This is a genomic window from Acinetobacter sp. COS3, assembly GCF_000475335.1.
GTDB lineage: Bacteria > Pseudomonadota > Gammaproteobacteria > Pseudomonadales > Moraxellaceae > Acinetobacter > Acinetobacter venetianus.
Map to the genome: position 1 here is coordinate 1 of NZ_AXCD01000001.1, position 25,864 is coordinate 25,864.

General features: G+C 38.2%; 22 protein-coding genes, 1 tRNA gene and 1 pseudogene. 8 read left to right on the forward strand and 16 right to left on the reverse strand.

Annotated elements, in window-relative coordinates:
* Positions 1–221: pseudogene (locus tag IO68_RS0116785) on the forward strand (hypothetical protein); the annotation flags it as partial.
* 235 nt (positions 222–456) lie between these two features.
* A complete protein-coding gene (locus IO68_RS17260; protein ID WP_023012316.1) occupies positions 457–759 on the forward strand; it encodes a hypothetical protein in 303 nt (100 codons plus the stop codon).
* Between the two features lie 16 nt (positions 760–775).
* Here the strand turns inward: IO68_RS17260 and IO68_RS17265 are convergent, their stop codons facing one another.
* The 8 genes from IO68_RS17265 to efp form a co-directional block, all read right to left on the reverse strand.
* Complete coding sequence (locus tag IO68_RS17265; RefSeq protein WP_023012317.1) at positions 776–1,807, reverse strand: tyrosine-type recombinase/integrase; 1,032 nt, start codon at positions 1,805–1,807, stop codon at positions 776–778.
* A 206-nt stretch (positions 1,808–2,013) separates the two neighbouring features.
* Positions 2,014–2,090 (reverse strand) — tRNA-Val (locus IO68_RS17270).
* A 35-nt stretch (positions 2,091–2,125) separates the two neighbouring features.
* Entirely contained in the window at positions 2,126–4,114 is a 1,989-nt protein-coding gene (locus IO68_RS17275; protein WP_023012318.1) for a transglutaminaseTgpA domain-containing protein, read from the reverse strand.
* Positions 4,115–4,116: 2 nt separating this feature from the next.
* Positions 4,117–5,034, reverse strand: a complete 918-nt coding sequence (locus tag IO68_RS17280; RefSeq protein ID WP_023012319.1) for a DUF58 domain-containing protein — start codon at positions 5,032–5,034, stop codon at positions 4,117–4,119.
* Between the two features lie 14 nt (positions 5,035–5,048).
* Positions 5,049–6,008 (reverse strand): AAA family ATPase, encoded by a 960-nt coding sequence (locus tag IO68_RS17285; RefSeq protein ID WP_023012320.1) that lies wholly within the window; start codon positions 6,006–6,008, stop codon positions 5,049–5,051.
* A 78-nt stretch (positions 6,009–6,086) separates the two neighbouring features.
* Positions 6,087–6,392: a YbdD/YjiX family protein gene (locus tag IO68_RS17290; RefSeq protein WP_171068551.1), complete on the reverse strand. Its 306-nt coding sequence runs from the start codon at positions 6,390–6,392 to the stop codon at positions 6,087–6,089.
* A complete protein-coding gene (locus IO68_RS17295; RefSeq protein ID WP_019384840.1) occupies positions 6,392–8,494 on the reverse strand; it encodes a carbon starvation CstA family protein in 2,103 nt (700 codons plus the stop codon). The genes IO68_RS17290 and IO68_RS17295 overlap by 1 nt, the downstream gene beginning before the upstream one ends.
* Before the next feature lie 179 nt (positions 8,495–8,673).
* Positions 8,674–9,243, reverse strand: coding sequence for an elongation factor P (gene efp / locus IO68_RS17300; RefSeq protein ID WP_004652839.1), 570 nt, complete (start codon positions 9,241–9,243; stop codon positions 8,674–8,676).
* A gap of 86 nt (positions 9,244–9,329) precedes the next feature.
* On the opposite strand from efp, the gene epmB reads away from it, so the two are divergent.
* The 3 genes from epmB to IO68_RS17315 are packed head-to-tail and all read left to right on the forward strand — an operon-like array spanning position 9,330 to position 14,187.
* Positions 9,330–10,346 carry an EF-P beta-lysylation protein EpmB gene (gene epmB / locus IO68_RS17305; protein ID WP_023012321.1) on the forward strand — a complete coding sequence of 339 codons (1,017 nt, stop codon included), beginning with the start codon at positions 9,330–9,332 and terminating at the stop codon, positions 10,344–10,346.
* An 11-nt stretch (positions 10,347–10,357) separates the two neighbouring features.
* A complete protein-coding gene (locus IO68_RS17310; RefSeq protein WP_031234642.1) occupies positions 10,358–12,109 on the forward strand; it encodes a hypothetical protein in 1,752 nt (583 codons plus the stop codon).
* Positions 12,091–14,187 carry an EAL domain-containing protein gene (locus IO68_RS17315; RefSeq protein WP_031234623.1) on the forward strand — a complete coding sequence of 699 codons (2,097 nt, stop codon included), beginning with the start codon at positions 12,091–12,093 and terminating at the stop codon, positions 14,185–14,187. Before IO68_RS17310 ends, IO68_RS17315 begins: the two co-directional genes overlap by 19 nt.
* Before the next feature lie 103 nt (positions 14,188–14,290).
* Here the strand turns inward: IO68_RS17315 and rpmE are convergent, their stop codons facing one another.
* From rpmE to IO68_RS17335, 4 genes are all read right to left on the reverse strand, one after another.
* The gene (gene rpmE, locus IO68_RS17320; protein ID WP_005231378.1) at positions 14,291–14,515 is read right to left on the reverse strand and encodes a 50S ribosomal protein L31; all 225 of its coding nucleotides are present in this window, start codon (positions 14,513–14,515) and stop codon (positions 14,291–14,293) included.
* A gap of 199 nt (positions 14,516–14,714) precedes the next feature.
* A complete protein-coding gene (locus IO68_RS17325; RefSeq protein ID WP_004880498.1) occupies positions 14,715–15,683 on the reverse strand; it encodes a bile acid:sodium symporter family protein in 969 nt (322 codons plus the stop codon).
* A 139-nt stretch (positions 15,684–15,822) separates the two neighbouring features.
* Positions 15,823–16,224, reverse strand: coding sequence for a lactoylglutathione lyase (gloA, locus tag IO68_RS17330; protein WP_007483719.1), 402 nt, complete (start codon positions 16,222–16,224; stop codon positions 15,823–15,825).
* 2 nt (positions 16,225–16,226) lie between these two features.
* Entirely contained in the window at positions 16,227–18,401 is a 2,175-nt protein-coding gene (locus IO68_RS17335) for an AmpG family muropeptide MFS transporter (RefSeq protein ID WP_023012324.1), read from the reverse strand.
* 282 nt (positions 18,402–18,683) lie between these two features.
* Between IO68_RS17335 and IO68_RS17340 the strand changes: the two genes are divergently transcribed.
* The gene (locus tag IO68_RS17340; protein WP_023012325.1) at positions 18,684–21,314 is read left to right on the forward strand and encodes a Lon protease family protein; all 2,631 of its coding nucleotides are present in this window, start codon (positions 18,684–18,686) and stop codon (positions 21,312–21,314) included.
* 37 nt (positions 21,315–21,351) lie between these two features.
* Here IO68_RS17340 and IO68_RS17345 read toward each other — a convergent pair whose 3' ends face one another.
* From IO68_RS17345 to surE, 3 genes are all read right to left on the reverse strand, one after another.
* On the reverse strand, positions 21,352–22,281 hold the full coding sequence (locus tag IO68_RS17345; RefSeq protein WP_004880504.1) for a LysR family transcriptional regulator: 930 nt from the start codon (positions 22,279–22,281) through the stop codon (positions 21,352–21,354).
* A 131-nt stretch (positions 22,282–22,412) separates the two neighbouring features.
* Positions 22,413–23,222 (reverse strand): peptidoglycan DD-metalloendopeptidase family protein, encoded by an 810-nt coding sequence (locus tag IO68_RS17350; protein ID WP_023012326.1) that lies wholly within the window; start codon positions 23,220–23,222, stop codon positions 22,413–22,415.
* A 112-nt stretch (positions 23,223–23,334) separates the two neighbouring features.
* Positions 23,335–24,105, reverse strand: a complete 771-nt coding sequence (surE, locus tag IO68_RS17355) for a 5'/3'-nucleotidase SurE (RefSeq protein WP_019384849.1) — start codon at positions 24,103–24,105, stop codon at positions 23,335–23,337.
* Positions 24,106–24,208: 103 nt separating this feature from the next.
* On the opposite strand from surE, the gene IO68_RS17360 reads away from it, so the two are divergent.
* Complete coding sequence (locus IO68_RS17360) at positions 24,209–24,583, forward strand: MCR_0457 family protein (RefSeq protein ID WP_031234624.1); 375 nt, start codon at positions 24,209–24,211, stop codon at positions 24,581–24,583.
* Positions 24,584–24,679: 96 nt separating this feature from the next.
* Here the strand turns inward: IO68_RS17360 and IO68_RS17365 are convergent, their stop codons facing one another.
* Entirely contained in the window at positions 24,680–25,042 is a 363-nt protein-coding gene (locus IO68_RS17365; RefSeq protein ID WP_023012328.1) for a glyoxalase/bleomycin resistance/dioxygenase family protein, read from the reverse strand.
* 320 nt (positions 25,043–25,362) lie between these two features.
* On the opposite strand from IO68_RS17365, the gene IO68_RS17370 reads away from it, so the two are divergent.
* Positions 25,363–25,764 carry an MCR_0457 family protein gene (locus IO68_RS17370; protein ID WP_004880513.1) on the forward strand — a complete coding sequence of 134 codons (402 nt, stop codon included), beginning with the start codon at positions 25,363–25,365 and terminating at the stop codon, positions 25,762–25,764.
* Positions 25,765–25,864 lie beyond the last annotated feature (100 nt).

Below are 25,864 nucleotides of genomic sequence, written 5' to 3' on the forward strand. Positions count from 1 at the left end.
TATCATTTTTTAAATCACAAAGTAATGAAATGAATTATCTTGAGAATACACTTAAAATGATAGAGCTTTATCAAACTAAAGATTATTTTAGAAAAGAATTGTTTTCAAAGTCTGAAATTGAACAATTTAAATTTTCAGAGCAAGGTAGGAGCTTTAATATTAAGAAAAATATTATTTTGTCTGACCCAAAAAATCCTTTTTATAACAAATCCATAGATTAAAAGAAAAAGTAGTATACGTTAGCTCATTTAAAATAAATGAGCTAAGTAGCTAACGTTGTTATCATCTATAACTAACAAAAGATTATTTACTGATATAATAAAAAATAAGTATTTTTTTTGATTTTTAAACATATCTCATCTTTTTTTTAATTAATTTGTTAAAGTCAATTTCCGATTAGTTGTATTGCTGACCCTCTGCAACTATTTTTAAATCTATTTTCTAATTGGAAATAATATGGGAATTCTAAACAAATATGTCATAGTTATTGAATCTGATGCACCTCCACAAGTTTTTCTAAACGATACTATTCCAAAAGTCGGGAAAGTCATTGAACTTAAAACAGAACAACTACCCAAACGTGTAGATGCAGCGTGGTTACAAGAAAGATTCAGTATCTCGCGGAAAACACTTATTGAAAAATTACGAATCTTTAATAAGGGTACTGATACCAAACATCTTTACGATCCGACAGAAGTCATACCAATTTTAGAGAATCTTAATGTCACCAGCAGACGTGGTGCACATCGAAAAAAATAAGGGAGCAATTGCTCCCTTATTTCTTTGAAAATGCATTCATCATTTTAGCAATGTCAGAAGCGGTCGGATTATAGTAAGTATTAATCAGAGTTTTAATATCCCTATGTCCTGTAACTTTAGCCAAGATTTCCACAGGTAATTTGCGTTTATTAACAAATCGAGTAATAGCTTCATGCCGTGTATCATGAAAGTGAATTACATTATTCAATTCTGTTTTCCCAATTGCCCTTTGCCAAATTAATCTAAATGAATTGGAATTATGGGGTATTAATTTTTCTCTATCCATGTAAGGGATAAGGTTTAGAAGATCACGGGCTTCTTTAGATAAGGGAACATCACGAGCATCACCATTTTTTGTGATTGGCAAATGTATGTAGTCAGGATAGATATTGTTACACGTAATCCCTAGAATCTCCCCTTTTCTCATAGCAGTTTCAATCGCAAAAAGAAAAGTCCATGCAACATACTGTCTTGGTGTTTGTGGCTTTGTTCCAATTTTATAATTAAGCGCCTTAAGTATGATTTCAATTTCACTATGACTTATTAGTCGATTACGGGCGGGAGGCTTAGTTGGCTTAGTGACCTGTGCGAATGGATTGTCTTCAATCAAGAAAAGTTCATTTTTGGCGTAATTAAAAACTGATGTGTATAAACACATTTGTCGATGTACTGTCCCAGGTGCGACTTTCTCTAAACGTTTATCTCGCCATTTTTTTACGTCAATAGGTTTAATTTCATAAATTGACTTTTCAGCAAGTTCACCAAAATAATTTTTAAATGTTTCTCTTTTTATTTGTTGCTTTATGAAGGATTTACCTCTTTTCTTATATCCAACTTCATCATAATATTTCTGACAAAGGACAAAGAATGAAAAATATGGTTTTTGCATCTGAGTTATTTTAGGATCATACTCAGCTTTCATTTCAAGTAAACGAATAGCAGCCCATTGTTCACACTCTCGTGCAGTATCACGTGTGACACTGTCTCTAAGATTTTTATAGCGTACTTGAATACGCCAAGCATTGCCGCGCTTCACTGGTTTTTGCATAAATCCACCTTGGTGTCGTAGCAGCACCAAACACAAAACCCAAGTGTAAACTTGGGGGCGTTTTGGTGCTAAAACGGAAATAATAAGGTGTTTTTGACGCAGATTTTGACGATTTTAAACCATCAAGCTGACCAATTTAGCATTAAAAACTCTTAAATTACCTTAATTTTAGCGACTTAACTAATTGATAATTAAGTATAAAATTTTGGTAGGTATATCCAGACTCGAACTGGAGACCTCTACGATGTCAACGTAGCGCTCTAACCAACTGAGCTATACACCTAGAATGTAAAGCATCATATTCATTTTTCAGAAGGTTCACAAGTTTTTTTGAGATCGTTTTATCTCAATCGCACAGTCTTTAAGCAACTTCTTAAACAATTGCTTATCACTTGGACTGTCACACTCCATAAAAACAATTTTTTGATATAACACAATTACTTGCTCGAATGATTTATGATCTTCAACAAAATTCATTAAACGTTGCACCCATGTTTGGAAGGTTTCAGCTTGGCGCTTATGCATCGGCGTAGGTAACTGTTTTTGAAACTTAAAAATTAAACGCTGGTATTCTACTAGTTGTTGGCGTTGTCTCCACCAATAAAAACCTACATAGAACAATAGCACACCACCAATACCAACGATTAGAATGATGACATATCCATATGTGGAATCTAAACCCAAACGAGATAACCAACTCTTTTGTTTTTCCGCATCATAACCGACAACTTTACTCTGCCATTGATAACTTAAATAATCGCTCCAAATCCGAACATTTTTTAGAAATTTGAACTGCTGCAATCGCCATCCTTGTGCTCTCTCATCTCCCCAAACCGTCTGGTCTTGAGCGAGATAATCTTGCATCCCTGTATCAATCCTTTGTGGAGCAATCATGGCTGTTGGATCAATTCTTTTCCATTTGCCATCGATATAAACTTCGCTCCATGCATGCGCATCGAGTTGACGTACCTCCCAACTCTGCCCATCGATCGCAAGCTGCCCCCCTTGATAACCAGTTACAACGCGAGCAGGGATGCCAACAAAACGCATCAACATTACAAAACTTGAAGCATAGTGCTCGCAAAAACCCTTACGGCTATAAAATAAAAATTGATCAATTCGATCCCCCCCTAAAGTCCCGGGAGTCAAGGTATATACAAAACCATTTTTTCGATACCAATTAAGTACAGTTTGGATATATTCTTCAGGTTGATTTTGACTTTGCTCAAAAAGTTGATGCGCTAACTGTTGTGCCTCTGGGTCCTGAGTTTTTCCATATCGAGTATTTAATTCAAATTGTTTTGTTGACAATACAATGGGTTCAGATGTTGTCCGTCCTAACCATTGCATTTGTATTGGTTGATTACGCTTAATCAACTTACTTGGACGAATACTATCATCTTGATAAAGCTGTAAATATCGTTCCTGCGGAATCGAATACTCTAATCCCATAATCCAATTAGATTGTTCATCTGCAGGCAGATATTTATAATCAACATATCGAGATGCTGATGATGCTGTCTTTAATTGCTGATTGAAAAAACTACTCGTCCAAGTACGACCATCATATTGATCTAGTACCAATGCTCGCCAATATAACTGTTGCCGATTAGGGAGTTGATACATATCTGCAATCACACGAAATGCTAAAGCTGATGATTGAGACAATTGTGCAATATCACCTGGTGACATTGTGTCACTAATTCCAGTTGTCGCTCGATCGTTCTGAATAGGTATTGCCCAAAGCGGCGGCAATCGAGGAAAGAAGATAAACAGTAAAATAAAGAACGGCGTAGCAATACCAACAAATTTAACGATCTGTTTTAGATCTTGCTTAAGTTGCCCAGAAGATAGTTTACTTTGGCTAAATGCTGCTGTTTGTATTCGATATAAGCCCAGCAAGCACATTACAAATGTCAAAAATACAATGACTGCCATCCAAAATGCTTGACTATGCAGTAGCAAACTTGCACTGACAAATAAAGCAAAGTTGAAGACAATCAAAAGATCACGTGTGTTTTTAGCTTCAAGGCTTTTTGCAAATAAGCAAGTACTGAGAAAAGCCACCCCAGCTTCAACCCCAAATAAAGTCTGATAATTGATATAAATCAGCCCCAATGATAACAAGCTAAATAAAACCAATATTAGCTTTGGGAACGGAGTAATAACTTGCTTGTTGTATCTCCAGACCAAAATCAGCCAGATTCCCCCCCACACCCCACTCAAAGTGATTGGAGCGAAAGCAACTTGGCCAAGCAATACTAATGCTAGGGTAGACAATACACAGAAATAAATTTGCTTCGCCATGATTAAGCCTGCGCTAATAAAAGTTTTGCTTGAATCAATTGTGAATATCCTTGCCCACTTTCTAATCGTGCATGAGGTAAAATTAACGCATAGTCATCACCCAGCTGCTCACATTGCTCAACTAAGCCCATCATAAAGCTCAATTTTTCCTCATGCCCTAGGGCTGGAATCTGTTGATAATCAATTTCCAAATGCTGGTGATTCGCTTGTGCCTCAAACATTTTAATAAAGAATCCTTGTCCTCGAGCAACTTGTTTCCATGCCACGTTCTGGTAGGAATCTCCCTGTCGCAAAGCACGTAATTCTTTAAATTCATCCAAACTATCATGTGCTGACATCGGCTGGTTTTTATGTTCTTTTTGCCAATCTTGAGCTTTAGGTGCAATCCATATTTTTTGTTTAGGATATAAATACGTCCAAGCTCTGACCAAACCCAAAGGATAAGTCGAATAGACTTTGATCACCCCAAACTCATATAGGCCACGTTGTTGAGGCAAAACAGGAAGTTCGACAGTTTGTTGAACTTGATTCAAAAAGATCATTTGTTCTTGTTGCGATGATTCTATCCGTAAATATCGTACCGTCTTATCTTGTTGTTTTAACATTAACCTAATAATTGATGGCTGATTAACCTGACCAACCTCAGGCATGACAATTTCAATTTTTAAGTCATGTAATTGTTTAAACGTTAAATAAAAACTAATACAAAGAATCGCACTTAATAAAAAGCAAAAACCGAGAATCAAGTTATTGCCGTAGTTAATTCCAGCGATAAAAGTAATCAGAATCAGAATCAGATAGAGAAAACCTTGTTTGTAAATAAAAACTAAAACATCTTTCTGTAATAGTGTTTTAACACTATCCACCTGAAAACGCTTTGCAATCCATTGACTAACTTGTTGCTTAAGTCCTTTTTGCATGTGCCTTCTCTCAACTACATGGCTTCAACCGACTGCAAAATCTGTTTTGCTTCAACTTCACCTAGACTCAAACGGTGTGCAACTACAGCAACAAAAACAGATTGAACATCATCACTGGTGACAAATCCACGCCCCTCAACCAATGCATAAGCTTGAGTTGCAGCTTTCAGCGCCAATACACCTCGTGTTGAAAGCCCATATCTTTGTTTACGGGTTTCAGCCGCCAAATCTAAAATATAATTCAGCACAGCATCACTTAAATAAACCTGTTTTGCTAACTCTCTTAAATGGAGAATATCTGCTTGCGTAAACACAGCATCTAACTGATGAATTAAAAACTGGCGGGAGTTTTGCTGTAATAACAATTTTTCTGCTTGGCGTGACGGATAACCCAGTGATAGCCGCATCAAAAATCGGTCTAATTGAGATTCAGGTAATGCATAGGTTCCACTTTGGAATAACGGGTTTTGTGTTGCGAGTACCCAAAAAGGCTGCGGTAATTCATAATTCACAGCATCAACGGTAACAGCACCTTCTTCCATTGCTTCTAGTAACGCACTCTGTGTTTTTGGGCTACAGCGATTAATTTCATCAGCCAACAAAATCTGCGTAAAAATAGGGCCTTTTTTAAACTCAAATAGATGTTCTTTTTGATTAAAAATATTAATACCAATGACATCACTCGCTAGCATATCGTTGGTAAATTGAATCCGTTGGAAATGCAAACCTGCTAGACGAGCCAAGGCACTGGCCAATGTGGTTTTACCCAATCCCGGCAAATCTTCGAACAATACATGACCACCTGCCAACAAGCAGCTTAATGCTAATTTTGTCTGTTGAGGCTTATCTAAAATGAGTTGATTAATCTCAACTAAAAACCTTTCGATCTTAGGGCTAAAGCTTTGAATATCTTGTTCGAGTTCTCGATTTTTTAATTTCTCCTCCTGAACAGCAGCTTTTTCCGTACCCCACATTATATTTTCCCCAAAATAAAACAGTGCATGATTCAACATACACTGTTTTGTTTTTTTTTCAAAGAAATCAAAAGATTTCTAGCAAGGACACTTCTTCATATTTCCACCTGAAGATGGATAACGCGCGTCGATACAATGACGATAAAACGTCTTCGCATCCATCGGTGTCAGATCAGGATGATGTGTCTGCATATGTTTTACATACGTCTCATAATCAGGCACACCAACCATCAACCGAAAGCTCTGTTGTAAACGTTGCCACAAAGTCGCAATACGAGACCAGTTGCTGGGTGAAAAAATCAAATGTTTTTGTGACATGATGGTAAATTTGATGATCTTTACAATCACCGCACCACCCTGTCGAGCAATTTTAAAATCCATGATTATTCTCCTTTGATGCTATTTGCAGTCATTGGAACATCAGAATAAACCGCTGGTGCTTCATTCACTGTCGGTGTTGAGCTTGCCAATGCGCGGCGAACAATTCCAATCGATGCAATTACCATTACAACAGCAACAATCATAAAGAACGCACACAAAGCTGCATTGATCTGATTTGACATCACAATGGTCTGCATTTCGGCAACAGTTTTAGCAGGTGCAAGTACCTCACCGCGTGCAATCGCATTCGAAAAACGATCTGCCTGCGCAAGGAAACCAATTTTTGGATTTTCATGGAAAATCTTTTGCCAACCCGCTGTCATTGATGTAATGAATAAGAAAATCGTTGGAACAATCGTGACCCACACATACTTCTCTTTTTTCATTTTGAACAAAATCACTGTACCTAGAATCAAAGCCATTGACGCTAGAATTTGGTTACCGATACCGAATAATGGCCACAACGAATTAATCCCACCAAGTGGATCAACAACACCTTGATAGACAAAGAAGCCCCAACCAGCAACAGCAATAAAAGTACCGATTAAATTACCAACAAATGAGCTAGATTGTTTCACTGCAGGTACGACGATACCGACTGTATCTTGCACCATGAATCGACAAGCACGAGTACCCGCATCCACAGCAGTTAGAATAAATAACGCTTCGAACAGAATTGCAAAGTGATACCAAAATGCCATCATTGAACGATTATTAAAAATCTCAGAAATGATATGCGCCATACCAATTGCAAAGGTTGGTGCACCGCCAGCACGAGATAAAATTGAACTTTCACCCACTTCTTGCGCTAAGACAGTCAACATTTCAGGGCTGACAACAAATCCTAAATTACGAACTGCTTCAGCAGCTGTATCAACACTTGTACCTAAAATTGCAGCAGGCGTATTAATCGCAAAATAAACACCAGGATCAAGTACAGTCGCACAAATCATTGCCATAATACCGACAAATGACTCCATCAACATGCCACCATAGCCAATCATACGAATATTCACTTCGTTATCGACTAATTTTGGCGTTGTACCTGAGGAAACAAGTGCATGAAAACCAGAAATTGCACCACAAGCAATTGTAATAAATAAGAAAGGAAATAAACTTCCTGCAAATACTGGGCCAGTACCATCAATAAAGTGCGTCACCGCAGGCATTTTTAATTCAGGCATGGCAAAAATAATACCAACTGCCAAACCAGCAATAACACCAATTTTAAGGAACGTAGATAAATAGTCACGCGGTGCAAGTAGCAACCATACAGGTAAAACTGATGCGATAAAACCGTAAATGATCAGTGCCCATGTTAACTCTGTGCCGCTTAGGGTAAACAACTGTCCCCAATAAGGATCTTTTGCAACATCACCACCGTAAACTATCGCCATCATCATCAAAACAAAGCCGATAATCGAAACCTCAGCAATTTTTCCAGGGCGTAAATAACGCATATAAACACCCATGAATAATGCAATCGGAATGGTGGCCGCAATACTAAATACGCCCCAAGGACTGTGAGCTAAAGCTTTCACAACAACCAAGGCAAGCACAGCAAGAATAATAATCATGACACCTAATGTACCAAGCATCACGATAACACCTGCAAAAGTCCCAAGCTCTTGCTTTGCCATTTCACCTAAAGAGCGTCCATCTCGACGGGTCGAAATAAACAGCACAAGAAAATCTTGAACAGCACCCGCGATAACCACACCTACTAACAACCAAATTGTTCCCGGTAAGTATCCCATCTGGGCGGCGAGAATAGGACCAACTAATGGACCAGCACCTGCAATTGCAGCAAAGTGATGACCAAATAATACGTATTTATTGGTTGGGACATAATCTAAGCCATCTGCTAAACGATGTGCGGGGGTTAGACGTCTTGGGTTTAACTCAAAAACTTTGTTTGCAATAAATAAACTATAGAACCGATATGCAATGCTATAAACGCAGACTGCAGCGAGGACGAGCCAAACAGCATTAACATGCTCACCGCGACTGACAGCCAATATCCCAAATGAAATTGCCCCGACAATGGCAACCAAACTCCATAGGAGTTTTGAGGGAAGTGTTGACTTTGCTTGTGTTGTCTCCATTCAAAACCTCTCAAATACATAACTTGTGGTTATTGTGATTTCCCTTTCTATATTTTCTGTAGAAGAAATATCTTTGTTAGCTTACCTGTTATAAAAAATGATTTATCTAATACTTTGGCATAAAAAAAGGGATGATTCTTCATCATCCCTTCGATAATCGTATACTTTGTGTTTAACGATTATGCACGCTCTAAATAGTCACCAGTACGAGTATCTACACGAACGCTTTCTTCCTGCTGTACGAATAATGGAACACGTACCACAGCACCTGTTTCAAGTTTCGCAGGCTTACCGCCACCGCCTGAAGTATCACCACGAACACCTGGATCAGTCTCAACGATTTTAAGTACAACGAAGTTTGGTGGGCTTACTGTTAAAGGCACACCATTGAATAACATAATTGTACATTTTTCATTTGAATCGTCTTTTAACCATTTTGCAGCATCGCCCATTGCTGTTTTGTCAGCAGCGATTTGCTCAAAAGATACAGGATCCATGAAGTTCCACATTTCGCCATCGTTGTAGAGGTAATCCATTTCAACTTCTACAATATCAGCTGCTTCTAAAGAGTCACCTGACTTAAATGTTTTTTCTAATACTTTACCAGAACGAAGGTTACGTAATTTCACACGGTTAAACGCTTGACCCTTACCTGGTTTTACATATTCATTTTCCATGATTGAACATGGGTTGCCATCAAGCATAACCTTAAGGCCTGCTTTAAAATCATTTGTAGAATAATAGGCCATGAAAGGCGCACTCCAAACTTAAAACTCAAATCTATTAATGTTAGACTGGGCGCACAGCTTCGGCTAACACTATTTTAACGTATGGCATGATAAACTATTTACATCAAGAGCAAAACTGGCAATCACAACTCAGTGACCTAATTACTGATCCTCTAGAGCTGTTAAATTTACTTGAGCTATCCACCGATCAGCTATTATCAGGTGCAATCCTTGCCTCTGAACAGTTTAAATTACGCGTACCTCGTGCATTCGTCGGAAAAATGAACATCCGCGATCCTCTCGATCCATTACTTCTACAAGTACTCCCCCACCATTTGGAACTTGAAGATCATCCTGAGTTTGTCACCGACCCTTTAGGTGAAGAAGCCGCAAACCAAATGGCTGGGGTACTGCATAAATATCAATCACGTTTTTTGCTTACCTTGACTGGAGCATGTGCGATTCACTGTCGTTATTGCTTTCGCCGTCATTTCCCTTATCAAGAAAATCTACCTAAAAACGATGATTGGGAAAATATTAAGCAGTATATTGAACAAAATCCGCAGATTAATGAAGTGATTTTAAGTGGTGGAGATCCATTAACGCTGAATAATCGAAAAATAGCGTTATGGTTAGAACGTCTAGCATCTCTCCCCCAGATCAAAATATTGAGAATTCATTCACGAGTTCCTATTGTTATTCCAAATCGGATCGACGACGAACTGATTTCTATATTAAAAAACAGTAGGCTACGCATTGTAGTGGTGGTACACTCAAATCATGCAGCTGAACTTGATGACTTCACCTGCTCAAAGTTATTACAGTTATCACTACATCATATAACAGTGCTAAATCAGGCAGTTTTACTCAAAGGTGTGAATGATTCTGCAGAAACTTTGAATGAATTAAGTCTTCGTTTATTTGATGCACGAGTAATGCCTTATTACTTACATGTACTGGATAAAGTAAAAGGTGCTCAGCACTTTGATTTAGATTCTTCAAAGATAGATCAAATATATAGTGATGTATTAGCGAGTTTGCCGGGATATTTAGTTCCTAAACTCGTCAGGGAAATTGCGGGCGAAAAAAATAAAACACCGCTTTTTGGGGTTCAAACGTTCTGAGATTGATTACAATGATGAATAATGCATTTTCGGATATTTTTCAAATTCCAACTGTTCTCACACGGGACAAACTCAGCTTTTGTGATGCAAATACCAAAAGTATTAATGAATGGATTTCAACACTCTCCATCATGCAATTAGGCGACACATCTAAAGCATTGTTTGCAGCACTGTTAGAGTTAAGTGAATTAGACTGCCCTGAAACACTCCGCTTCGATCTGATTCAAGCTCTTCACCCAACGATAGAAAATGTTTTAGGAAGCCTTGAAAAAAACTTTTTTAATCAGGGTGTGATTAGCTCAGATCGCAATGAACATATCATTGAGCTAGCTATGTTGTTACGTTGCTACTTCGCTGCAATTTACATCAATATTGTACGACGTAGTAATGATCAAATTGATCACCAAAAGTTTTCAATCTTTGCGCTCAATCAGAAAAAAAATCTACAAACAGCAAGAACACTCGCCACATTTCAAGCTTTACAGCAACTTACTCAACTCTTATATCAACAACATATGCTCTATAGTGAGCCTGTTGCTGGCCAGTGGCTCATTGCACATCAACTTTATGATGCAGCGATTACGCACAAATATCAGCATACCAATATAGAGCAGACCTCAGGTAAGCCAAGTTTAAATAATATCAGTCAGGCATATGCTCAACTGATTTTGATGGATATTTTTAACACCAATCAAATACGCCAATCAGAAATTCAAGCCTTATTTCAATGTAGTTTTGACTGGGCCAAAATGGTTCAGTTATTACCAAAAGAAACTGATTTAACCAAGTATGTCGTTGATACAAGCAAAGATCACCCACCGATTTATAATAAAAAGCAAAGTTCTGGTTTTAATCCAAATATTTTCATCAGTACTCACGGTTTACTTGAACACGTTACTGCGACTTTACATAAAAATGCAGAATATATTTCCAAGAATGAGAAAATTTATCTAACACCTGCATTAAAGTTCCACGTACAAACCATTTTAGGCACAACTGCTGAACGACGCCACGAACGATATGAATATTCAGCTCAACTTCATATTTGTTTTGGTTTATTAACTGCTCACTTTTATTTATCGAAAGCAAAAAATTTCTCAGAAACATTATTACTTGAACATGGGTACGGCTTACAAAGTGAATCTAAGTTTTTATCGACATGGGATAAAAAAGAGTCTTCAGGCAACCAAGAGTCCTCTATTCAAAGACTAAGCAGAGAAAGTAAGGCTGTTTATCAAGCTGATATTCTTGATATTAGTGTTAACGGTTACCGTATTAAATGGTCAGGAGAAGCACCTAAAAACTTAAGAACAGGTGAATATATTCTTGTGAAAGAAACATCTCATGGACATTGGCGTGGAGGTGTGATTCGTTGGTTAAAGCAATCCACTGAAAAAAGCTTAGAATTAGGTTTAGAAGTATTGGCACAAGAGATTTTCCCATGCGCCGTACGTATCCAATCTGATCGTCATGTAAGTAACTATCATCCAGCACTTTTATTAAAAAACCAAAATTTGGATGAAACAAAAACAACTTTAATTTTACCAGGTTCACAAATTTTTAGAGAACAGCAAGCTGTTCATTTACGATTGGGGAAAGAGGAAGTAAAAGTGTATTTATTAACGGCACAGCTAATTACCCAGAGCTTTATTCAATTTGATTTTGAACTATTGAATGATGAAGAACAGCCTGTTCTACAAAAATTCATGGCACAAAATAATATGGATACAAATGATCAAGATCTATGGGAAGCATTGAAGTGAGAAATTCTTTACTCTCTAAAAAGTTAAAACGTACAGAAACACGCTTATTAATTATTGATGATAACCAACTCCGTTATAATCAAGTCTTAGAAATATTTGCCTCACAAGATCATCAGGTGAAAGCAACACTACTAGATGACTTCAAAGCTTTTGAAAAACAACTCAACTTACCTTGGGACATTGTCATTTTTGGGCGTGCCTACGATTTAAAAATTGAACAAACACTGTCCTTAATTCAAGCATCAGCTCAGCCAAGCTTGCCCGTTTTATTATTAGAGCCAGAAAATTACAGTGCTGATCAATATCAAAGCTACATTCATAAAGGCATTTACGATGTCTTAAACCTAAAAGCACCTGAAGCGTTCTATATCAGTATTGTTCGTGCCCTCTCATACAGTCGTTTAGTTCAAGCTGAACATCGTTTATTGAATGAATTAGAGGCCGCACAAACTCAAGCACAATCCTTAGCTGCTGAGAGCCACAAAGCCGTTGCTCTTTTGCAAGAAGGTATTCACATGAGTGCCAATGCAGAATATGCAAATTTATTTGGCTTCAACAGCGAAGATGATCTGATTGGTTTACCAATTCTTGACGTTTTACAACCAGAAGATTTAGCTCAATTTAAACTCCGCTTTAAAAAGATTTCACAAGGTCAATTTGAGCATGGGCGTTTTGAACTTCATACTCAAAATCCAACTGTCAAGAATAATCCTTTGCAAGTCGAGTTTATTCCTTCTGGCGATGAAGATGAAATTCAACTCAATATCGAATGTGGTTCATCAATTAGTATATCAACACCTACTAGTTCAGCTGCACCAGTCGTGGCAGAGAAAGTTTCAAGTCTAAATACTGCCTTACAACAAATTAATCGCCATTTAACCAACCACCCAGCGAATGTAAATGCTTTAGTTTTATTTAGTTTAAATCACTGCCCAAATGAGGTTTTCCAAAATGACTGGCGTGGAACTAAAGCGTATTTTTCAAACATTCAAAACTTCATTAAAGAGCAAGTAAATATTCCAATCTATCAGATTGAGAAATCACTTCATGCAGGCTTATTGCAAGCTGAGTCAAAAGAAGTTTTAAATTCACTATTGATTGGTTTAAACAGCCTACAAAAGCCGCAGTTGCTAGCGACTGAACAATACACCTTCCCTTTGCAGTTGAAACTGGGATATAGCGAACTTCCCAAGCAAATTAATGATCAAACTGCATTCGAGCAAATTTTGACGAAAGCATTCTCATCACAATTGCCAACATTGAATACACCAAAAATTGATGCTGACATTGGTCTCACTACAGAACATATTCCAAAGGCTGTTCAATTAACATTATTACAAGAGTTAAAACAAAAACTTGATGCTGGCGATATTCATCTGAAATATCAGCAGCTCTATGACAAACAAGATCAATATACGCATACCTATGAAGTCACTGGTGGGTTTATTCATAACAATCAGTGGCAAGATTTAAATGATCTTGGTGATTTAAAAGATGATCCTGAGTTATCTGTACAATTAGATCGCTGGATCTTGGTTGAGGCATGTAAGCAATTACATAACTTCATTACCCAATATCCCAAAGCCAAACTCGTTGTTAACCTCAACCATCATATTTTATTGAATGACAAGAAATTACCTGAATTAATTGCAAAATTACTGACCATTATTGGAAGTAAACAAGCGCATCCATTAATTCTTCAGTTCTCAGAATTGGCGTTACAACAGAATTTATCTCAAGCACAACCTCAAATCGCTTTACTTCGTCAACACGGTGCTGAAATTTCTATCCGTAACTTTGGTAATTCACTGTATAGCGAATCCATCCTCAATCAGATTGATACACAATATTTGAGCTTCGATAATAAGCTAACCAAGCAATTGGCTTCAGATAAAGATATGGCTACGCTGCAAGAAAAAATTCTACATTTCATAGGAATAAAATCTGTAGAAATTCTCTTAATTGATCTGAATGATATGAATCTTTTTGCGAATGCATGGAATGTTGAAGCGCGTTTCTTACAAGGTAATTATTTCCAGAAGAAACTTGACCGCTTAACTGATGTACAAGACCAATAGTCCACGTTGAGGAGTTTGATGACTCCTCACCTTTTATTAAGGTAAAGCGTAAAATTAAGGGCACAAAAAAACGGGCAAATTGCCCGTTTTTTCTTTCTTGATATTAACGTTTGATAGAACGTGACATACCAGAGAAACGTTGTTTAAACTTGTCGATACGACCGCCAGTGTCCACATTCTTTTGTTTACCAGTGTAGAATGGGTGGCAAGCTGAACATACGTCTAGGTAAATAGTTTCTTTACCAAGTGCAGATTTAGTTTCGATTACGTTACCGCATGAACAAGTAGCAACTAATTTTTCGTATTTTGGGTGAATATCGGCGCGCATGGTCGATGCTCCTAATTAACAAGAAAGGCTTAAGCTGTTATCGCAATTGATCACTCTCAATTTGAGGAAAGCAAAGTGTTTTTGCACTTGCAGATCAACACCACAACAGACCATTTCTTTTGACCCACCGAGACCTTTAAGATCAGAGCAAAGCCAACAAGTGGCGAGCATTATACGCCAACAAATCAAATTATGCGAACTATTCTTGCTTCGATTTTGCCCAATGATTCGCAATCACACCACACACCATTAACTGGATTTGGTGGAAAATCATGATAGGTAAAACAATCATACCTAATGGTTGGCCAATAAATAAAATTTGCGCCATGGGTACACCACTCGCTAAAGTTTTTTTAGAACTACAAAAGAAAATCGTCACTTGATCAGCACGATTAAAGCCCAGCCATTTCGGTAGATATAACGCAAGCAACATCACAATCGTTAAAAGAACTGAACAAGCAAGTACCAGATAAAGCAAAGTGATCCCATTCACCTGATGCCATAGACCAGCTACAACAGCGCTGCTAAATGCACCGTATACCACCATCAGAATCGAGCCTTGATCAAAAGCTTTCACTAAGCTTGGCACTTTCACCATCAACGGGAAAATATAAGGCCTTAATAATTGCCCTAAAATGAAAGGAACTAACAGCAATAAAGTAATTTGAATAATAGATTTTGTTGGATCAAAACCATGTTGGCTCTGACCTAAAATGAAATAACTCACTAAAATCGGTGTAATGAACATACCGATGATATTAGAGAAAGAAGCACTACACACCGCTCCAGCGACATTACCTTTTGCAATGGAAGTAAAGGCAATTGAAGATTGCACTGTTGATGGCAAAAAGCACATAAACAAGAAGCCCCAATAAAGCTGCTGGCCTAAAAGTGGCTCTAAAATAGGTTTGGCGAGTAATCCAATCACGGGAAAAATAAGAAAAGTAAAAGCAAAAACTAAAGCATGCATTTTCCAATGTAACATGCCTTCCACAACCGCTTCCCGAGAAAGCTTCGCACCGTGTAAGAAGAAAAGTATTGCGATTGCAGCGGTCGTTAAAATATTGAAATAGGATGCTAGTTGGCCTGAAACAGGCAGAAATGTTGCGAGTAACACCATCGCAACCAAGAATATTGTAAAGCGATCCAATGCCAAAAGTTTCAACATAACTTTTTCCTATTCACCCACTAATTATGATAAAGCCCAATATAATATTGTTGACCATTTGATCAACACATCATACTGGGCTATATAAATAATGCTAGCGCTTTTAAATGAGAATTCTTCAGCTTAAGATGAATTCAAATTAGTTATTACGTGCATTTTTATCCTGTTGAATTAATTCAACCTTGTAACCGTCAGGATCTTCAACGAATGCTATTACCGTTACACCACCTTTCATTGGTCCAGCTTCACGCACAACTTTACCACCACGCGCCTTGATCTCTTCACATGCTTTATAGGCATCATCAACACCAATCGCGATATGTCCGTATGCATTACCTAATTCATAACTAGATGTATCCCAGTTATGGGTGAGTTCAAGCACCGTATTGTTTTCTTCGTCGCCATAACCAACGAAAGCCAAAGTAAAACGCCCTTCTTCATAATCACGTTTGCGTAGCAATTTCATACCAAGCACTTCAGTATAGAACTTTAAAGATTGCTCTAAATTGCCTACTCGTAGCATCGTATGTAACATGCGCATATTTATTCACCTGCCTGTTGTGTTGTTTGGTTCTCATGGTCACGTAAAAGTTTAGCAACCCAAACCACGAGAATTAAAATAGGTATACCAATTAAAGTTGTCATCAAAAAGAAATTCGGATAACCAATATTGCTGACAATTGTGCCCGAATAACCGCCTAACAGTTTTGGTGTTAAGGTCATTAATGAGCTGAAAATGGCATACTGAACCGCTGTAAACGAAACACTGGTTAAACTCGATAAAAATGCAATAAATGCGGCACCGGCTAAACCAGAAGCTAAATTATCCATAATGATGGCCATGTAAAGCCATAAAGAACTATAAGTTTTGATGATTTTACCGGAAAGCTCGACTGAACCTTGCTGATCAGGACTTACGACCGCAACAGGTTGAATGTCAATATCCAAGGCAGAGTTTGCTTGAGCTGTTGTATTGATTTGATATTGTCGCGTAGCCAATAACTGATTGCCGTTATTATTTGTCAAATTCGCTAAAGCTGTAATTTTTCTAGTTGATGATGCTTGTAAAGCCTTGCCATCAATTACACCATTAAATAAACCACTCTGATCAACTTTTGCGACAAACTCTTGCCCATCTAATTTTAAGACGACAGGCCGCTCACTATCCAAATCTGTTATGGATACATTAGCCAACTGCCCTTTCACAACCAAACTTTGCTTCAATTCATTTGCGGTTAGCTGATCATCACTGCTAATCGGCAACAATTGAATTTGAGGCTGCGTTGTTTCAATCAAATATGGAACTTCCAGTTTGATTTTTGAGTCAGCCTGATTTTGATACTGAGTACTGACTTGTACCGAGTGGGCATTTAACAATTCTTGATTCGGTACTTGTAATTTCCAATATCCAACTTCATCAGTTTTTACTTGATAATGCTTATCCCCGATTTGCAATTCAACTTGATCAAGCGGCTTACCTGACTTGACCAGACCAATAAAAATCAAATTGGTCGAACTCGCCAAAACAGCACCAACAAACATGAGCTTCATAATATTCATGCGTTGTGCTAATAAGCCACCTAAGAAACCACCAACCAAACTGAATAAAACACCATAAATTTTAACCGCTTCAGCAATTTGCTCTTTACTGAAATTTAAATCTTGATAGAACACATTCGAGATTACACCCGCAATAATGTCTGAAATACGGAAGAAACCGATCAGCAATAAAAGTACAAGTGCAAGCTTAACACCATACCGTTTAAAGAAATCTAAAATCGGCGCAACCCATGTTTCATGCGCCATTTGCTTATTCACTACACCTAGTTTAATTAATAAAGAAGCGACAAAAACAGCACCAGCACCTGAACTGAGAAAACGAACTGCCTCCATCAAAAATTTCAGTATGCTGTCATTGATTTTCCATTGGGTTTGCAAATACTGAATAATGTCATCCGAATAAATATAACAACAGACAAAAGTTGCAACAGCAATAAAGAAAACAAAGACCAAGCGGTAATAATCTGTGGTTTTATAATGCTTATAAACGCGATTAACCCGAGGTTCACGGATACTGAGTGTTGTGATGATCCCGATTGCCATCACGGCTGCCATCGCTAAGTAAGTATATTTCCAAGCCTCGTAAATATAATTACCTTTTGCTGTACCTAAATAGGCTGCTAAGAATAATGCGCCAGCCCCAGCAACAATCATCCCGATTCGATAACCTGCATTGTATGTTGATGCTAACACTGTCTGCATTTCTGTTTCAGCAAGCTCAATACGATAAGCATCAATCACAATGTCTTGGGTAGCAGCAGAGAAACCAAGTAAAACGGCTCCAGCCGCCATTTGAATTAAATAGCTTTGCCCAAGCGCTGGATCAGAAAAGGCCATAATACAAATGGCACAGATAATCAAACACTGTGCAATTAACAGCCAAGCACGTCGACGACCTAACAACTTCGTCAAAAATGGTACAGGTAACTCATCAATCAATGGTGCCCAAACAAATTTAAATGAATACCCTAATGCAGCCCAACTAAAAAAAGTCACTGCACTTTTATCAATACCAGCCTCACCTAGCCACAATGATAAGCTAGAAAAAATCAATAGAATTGGTATCCCCGCAGAGAAACCAAGAAATAACATAATCAGAGCACGGCGATCTAAAAAAGCTTTAAATGCAGCTGCCCAACCAGAGGCTTGAGTCGTCATTGCTTATTATTTTCCATGAATATGCGTGAATGTGCTTATTCAATCGTTTCTTGTGATTGCTTGCAAGTTGCTTTATGCAACCATTGTTTTGTTTTGTCGATAAAAAACACAAGTTCGCTTGATCTTTAGGCCTAAAACTGTATACCTTTAAGAGAGTCGATTGATACTTCAAATATGCTTGCAACCTAGTTCAAAAATAAAGCAAGTTTTTGTCAGTCATATAAGCATATCTGGAATATCAAATGACCAAACCCTCAACTAACGTTTATTTGTTGGATAGCAATGACCCAAAAACTCGATCAAATGACTGCAACAGCTTTATCATCAACACCAACAAACACGATTACAGCAACACTTAATTCATTCCCAAGCGCTTTTGAACAGACGGAAATCAAACCAACACTAATTAAAACAGCTTTAAAAGCAGAACAACTGACACATATTCCAGATTTATTAGAAATTCCAAGCTCGACTCGACGTATCAAACCGCTCAATAATTTTCTTGGGCAAGATCGTGCACGCGCGTCTGTTGAGGCTGGAATTTCTTTACCTTATTCTGGCTACAACATATTTGCAGTCGGTACAGCGGGGCTAGGCAAACGCACAATGATTAAACGTTTGTTACAGCAACATGCCAAGACCATGCAAACCCCAGATGATTGGGTATATGTCAATAACTTCAAAAATCCAAGACAACCGATTGCTTTACGCTTCCCAGCTGGGCAAGGAACCAAATTTCAAAATGCTTTACAACAAGCATGGCAGGTTATTTTAAAACAGCTCGAACGTCGCTTTAGCGCTGAAAGCTACCACAATCGTATCGAACGTATTCGCCAAGCGACAGGTGAAGTTCAACAGCAAGCATTAGTTGAACTGACTAAAGAAGGTGAAGACCTAGACCTTAAGCTTATTTCCCGTAATGACAAACATGTCTTCATTCCAATGCAGCTTCGAGATGATGAATATCATGAGTTGACGCAAGAAGATATTGATACGCTTAGCAATAAAGAACGCGCTGAGATTACCTCCAATATTCGCTATATGGAAAAAAAATTAGACCGACTTGGTCTACATCTTGGTGATTTGGAAGATGATGCGCGAGATCAGGTGTCTAGCCTAAATCGAGAAATTGCGACACAAGTGGTTATGCCGCGTGTTGACCTGATTCTAAACAAAAACAAAGAAGTTAAAGGTTTAGAGCAATTTCTTAAACAATATGCTGATGACATTATCGATAATGTTGAACTGATTTTAGAACAGGAAGAGGATGACTTTACGCCTGCTTTATTTAATCGGGTCCCTTCTCGTTATCAAGCCAATGTCATCGTATCGAATAAACCAAATAGTGGTGCGCCTGTTATTTTTGAGGATTTCCCAACTCACTATAACTTACTTGGGCATGTTGAACAGCTTACTCATAATGGTACGATCACGACAGACTTTACCTTAATCCGTCCGGGTTCATTACATCAAGCGAATGGTGGCTTCCTCATGCTTGAGGCTGAGCATCTACTTGAGCAACCTTATGCTTGGCAAGGTTTAAAGCGCGCACTTAAATCAGGACAACTTAAGCTTTCATCTCTTGAACATATGCTGACGTTAACTGGCAGTATTTCAATTGAACCTGCTTCTGTTCCTTTGGATCTCAAAGTCGTACTTCTTGCTGAACCTGAAATCTATTATGAAATTTTAGAAGTTGAGCCTGAACTCGGTAGCGTTTTCAAAATTCGTGCTGATTTTACTGATACATTACAACGTAATGACAGTAATGAACAAGCATATATGCAGTTGATTGCAGACTACGTACAAGCAGATAAGTTACTTCCATTTGATCGTTCGGCTTTAGCCGCTTTGCTCACCGATTCAAGTCGCCAAGCAGAAGATCAAAGTTCACTTTCATTACATGCGTCTACGCTGGGTGATTTAATCCGTGAAGCACATCATCATGCTTTCAAAAGTGGCGATAAAATCGTAACGGATCAGCATGTGAATCAAGCGCTTCATCATCGTCAATATCGCTTAGGGTATTTACGTGAGCTTTACTGGCAAGATCTATCCCGTGGCACTCAACTGATAGAAACCTCAGGTCATCGTCTAGGTCAAATTAATGCTCTATCTGTAATTCACTATGCTGATGTCGAGTTTGGTTTACCCTCTCGCCTCACTGCCTCAGTTTATCAAGGTGGTGGTGATATCTTAGATATCGAACGTAGTGTTGAGCTAGGTGGTTCATTACATGCTAAAGGGGTATTGCTCATGTCGAGCTTCCTCAAAGCTCACTTTGGTCGTGAACAAATTCTGCACTTCTCAGCAGCATTAGCTTTTGAGCAAAGTTATGGACAAGTGGATGGTGATAGTGCAACTGTAGCTGAACTTTCTGCACTCATTTCTGCGATTTGTCAGATTCCAATTGATCAATCTTGGGCAATTACTGGATCAATGAACCAATTAGGACAAGTTCAGCCAATTGGCGGCGTAAATGCCAAAATTGAAGGCTTTTACGATGCTTGTAAGCTGCAAGGACTCACAGGTAAACAAGGTGTCATCATTCCTCGTCAAAACATGCAACACCTCATGTTACGTCAAGATGTTATTGATGCCGTTGAAAGTGGGCAATTCCACGTACATGCGATTGACACCATTGATCAAGCTTTAGAAATTTTAATGGCTCGTCCAGTAGGAACACTTGATAAAAAGGGTCGTTACAGCAAAAACTCAATCTATGCTGCGGTGATGGAACAACTTGAGTACTGGCAAGCGATAGAAGATGGTGAAGCTGTAGAAGAGGATGAACCAAAGAAAAAGAAAAAACGTAAGAAGTCTAAAAAAGATGAAGCCGATACCAAAGCTTCTGAGGAAGCTCTTGCTGAAGCTAAAACGCTAAAAACTCTCAGTAAAAAGAAACATCGTTAAAAGAAAAAGCCATGTTCCTCGGAACATGGCTTTTTTGTTAGGCTACCCCTTGCAAGGAACGGCCTCCAGGGAGTTGTGCAAAATATTGCTTTAATGCATCAATACAACGATGAACTTTCATTGGATATTGTTCACGTTTCGATGTTAAAGCATGCAAGGTATAAGATGGCATGTGCCAGTCAGGCAATACCTCGACCAATGAGCCATTGATTAACTCTTTTTGAATATCCATATAAAGAATACGTGCAATACCATGTCCTTGTTGGCAGAGTGACTTCGCGACAAAAACGTTATTCGTACCTAAGCGCGTTTTCATATCTACATTTACCACTTCACCACTCAATCCATGACGGAATGCAAAATGCTGATAATTTTGCATTAAGGTTACTGGAAGCAACTCATGATGACGAAGGTCTTCTGGTCGCGTAATCGGCAAAGATTGATTCAGATAGCTTGGCGAAGCAACCAATACTTGATCGACACGAGCCAGTGGAACTGCTGTTAGATTATGATCATCCATTTTTAGACTCATTCTAACAGCGATATCAATCCGCTCTTCAATTAAGTCGATATAACGATGATCTGCTTCAAAATGAATTGCCAAGCCCTTATGCGCTGACATCCAATGAGAAAGTGCTGGGATAACATGTAATGCACCTAACTCAGGTGTAGTCGAGATTCGTAAATCACCCACCAGATCATCACGTAACTCATTAATACGAATTTTACCTCGTTCAGCCGCTGCGAGCATTTCTTGACAACTTAAAAAGAATGCTTGCCCTGCTTCAGTAAGACTAAGCTTACGTGTTGAACGATGTAATAAAGTGACATCCATTTCTTGTTCTAAAGAACGGATTTGCTGACTGACTGCACTTGTTGTAATTCCTAATTCTCTCGCTGCACCACTGAAAGAACTTTTCTCTACAACACACGCAAAGACCCCCATTGCACGCAATTGATCTAACATAGACTTCCCTCTATTTATTTATATGCTTATTGTTCTAATTAAAGCAATCTATAAGAGTATACAGAGAAGTCTAGTCTTAGACCAGTGATTATTAACAATTTGTTGAAAGTTTGTTTTGCCAAAAAGAAAAATTAATTTGGTAAAACTGTAGTTGGATTGACTGGTTTACCATCTAAACGAACTTGGAATTCCAGCATCACGCGTGTTGCACCTGAAGAACCCATTTCAGCGATTTTCTGACCAGCAGTGACATTATCGCCACTCTTCACGAGCATTTTGCTGTTATGTGCATACGCTGTGATATAGCCATCAATATGCTTAACCAACACTAAGTTACCATATTCTTTTAGACCATCAGCAGCATAAACAACCTGACCATTGGCAGCAGCAAATACTGGATCACCTTCATTTCCACCGTAACGTGTTCCTTTGACATTACTCGCCAAATTAAATGCTTGAATGACAGGACCATTTGATGGCTTAACCCAACGCAGGCTTGAAGCAAGATTAGATGAGGTTGGATTTACAGGAACGACTGGAACAACTGGTTTCGGTGCTACAGGCTGTTGCGTAGGCAACTGAATACTTTGACGTTGAATCGGCGCAGTTTGTGTAATCGTTTGCGTTGATGTTGTACGTTTAGATGCTGAACCTTTCAAACGTAAAGATTGGTTTACATAAATTCGATACGGCGGTGCAATATCGTTAAGCGCAGCAATATCAAGATAGTTCATTCCATAACGGTTTGCAATGCCACTTAATGTATCACCCGATTTAACAGTGTAATAATTTGGAGCTTGAGCAAAACGCGTTCCGCCGTGGATTTGCGGTTTAGATGCACAACCAGTCACAATAGCCGCCGTTGTTGCTACCGCCATAGACAATACGATTGTTTTAATCATCTTCTGTGATAGAAAAATCGAGACTTGGTTTAAGTGCATCTTCACCCCCATCTTAAAAAAGCTTAATTTATTTTCGGCCCTAGAGTACCAAAATAGTGAAAAAAAACGAGTTTTCACATTCTATATTCACAAAGTTATAACAGAGCCACCGCTAACCATTTACAAGAGCATGTAAATCATCAAGCACAGCATAATTTGTTGCATCCATCTGAATCGGCGTAATACTGACATATCCATTCGATACCGCAAAGAAATCAGATTGAATGTGACTCGAAGCGGGTTGAGGTTCTGTTACAGCTTCACCTGCGAGTCCAATCCAATAAACTTGTCGGCCACGCGGATCTACATGACTAGTGATCGGTTTTGACTGCGCTCTACGCCCTTGATAAGTAATTTGAGCACCTTTGATTTCTTCAACATCAGGAATATTAATATTGAAAATATGACGTGGCGGTAAAATCGGTAAGCCATTAGCAATGAAATCATGCACCCATTTTGCTGCTTGTGCATATGCTTGAGGGTGTTCATAAGAACGTACATTTGAACCAGATAATGAGACTGCAATTGCTGGATGTTTCATTAAACGACCTTCAAATGCAGCGCCCACTGTACCTGAATATAAAACGTCATCGCCTAAGTTAGCACCGCTATTGATACCACTCACGACTAGGTCAAATTCAAAATCAAACAGACCATTCATAGATAAATAAACACAGTCTGCTGGTGTACCATTTACCGCCCAAACATCTTCCGAAATTTGCACTGGACGTAAAGGACGATCTAGCGTTAAAGCACTTGAAAAGCCACTGCGCTCGCTTTCAGGCGCAACTACAACCACTCGACCTAAAGGTTTCAAAGCATGTGCTAAAGCCTGAATACCAGGAGCGAAAACACCATCATCATTTGCAATTAAAATATTCACTAAAATCCTATCTCTTCAAATATTACTGCTGAGTTTTTTCAATTGAATTATTCATTGAATTATATATATTTATTACTTCTTAGTATTAGAAATTTAAGTAACTATGAGACATTTATCTAATTTTATTCGAGTTTTTGGGGTGAGTTTCGCACTTCTTACTGCACCAACGGTTTTTGCTGACGAAGCAGTTTCAGCAGCTGAAGCGGATGCATTGATTAAAGATGATATCGCGAATGCACAAGTACTGATCGAAATGTGTCCAAGCATTATTGGTAAAAATGCAAAGTTTGATCAAAATATTAAGAAAATTGTTAATTCTTATTTAAGTAACTACTCAAATAAGTCCACGACTATAGACAGCTTGCAAAAAGATAGCGAGTTCCAAAATCTACTGACAGATGCGCGTCAAGCAGCAAAAGAAGTCGGCCAAGCTGAGCAAAAATCAGTTTGTGAAGATGTATTGAATTACGAAGAGTAATCCTCTAAAAGCATCAATGTGGTTTTAAAATATGGCACTTTAAAACCACATCCCTAATCTACTCACAAAATGAGTGAAGCCCGTCTTAAACAATCACTACCAAGCATCAGGTTCACGGACCATGTGAACAATATTGGCTGGGCTAATAATCCAACCTCCTCGAAAACCTTCAGCTAAAGGTTCAATCGCATCACAACGTACTACCCCAGCGTCTCTCAAATATTCAGCAGCTTCAGAAAAATTATCAGTAAATAGTTCAAGCCAAAGCTCAGCCTGACTCATTCCCGATGCAACATCAATCCATAAATTGACAGGGCCAAATTCAAAACCTATTGCTGTGCCTTTTTCTGTAATTTGTTTAAGGCCAATCACATCGCGATAAAATATGACCGTTTCTTCAAATTGATGTGGTGGAAGTTTAAGGGCGATATCAATACCACCTGTGAATTTTGTCTTCATTTTATTACTCCTGTTCGATACAGATTTGTTATTTTCACTCGTCTTTTTATCTAACTTAGTTATTTAGAGGACAGTTCTATTAACCGCATCCACTTTTATAATAATACGAAAAGTAAATTCATCTATATTAGGCATATTAGGAGAAATAAAGCTTATAAACCTCAGTACAATTTCATCTCAGCATTGTTGCAATGTCTGAGATTATGAAAATTTAAAACCACAATTTCTCCATCGTTCCTACAGCAAAGATACAATTTTAAATTTACTTTATGCTATAAGTTATTAAAATTCTTTAAGTCTTGTTTTGAGTTTGGTTTCTTATGAAGAAAAATGTTTTTAAAACACTAGGTTTATCATTTCTCATCGCGTCTAGCACTTTATCTCCTACAGTTTTTGCAGCTGACAAAAAGTCTGAGACTGAGAAAATTGAAGTTACTCCAACAACTGACAGCGTCACGCCTCAAGAGCTTGCTGCGATCTATGTCATTTCTGAGACTTGCCCTAAATTAATCGGAAAAGATCTCAAGTTTAATAAAGCTTATGAAAACTTAGTTAAAGCTTATTTAAACAACGATCCAAATGCTGTTGAAGTCCTCAATAAACGCGCAAAAAGCAAAGATTTCCAAGCTGCTTTAAAAGAAGCACGCGCAGATGCAAAAGCAGCTTCTGAAGAAGATAATCGCCAAATCTGTGATGATGTTCGGAATTATTATTCTAAGTAACCGATTCGTTACAATACTGTATGAAAAAGCCGACTTCGCCCATAGAAGTCGGCTTTGCTTTATCCTAAAATGCTAGGCTCTACTGCTTCACACAAGATAT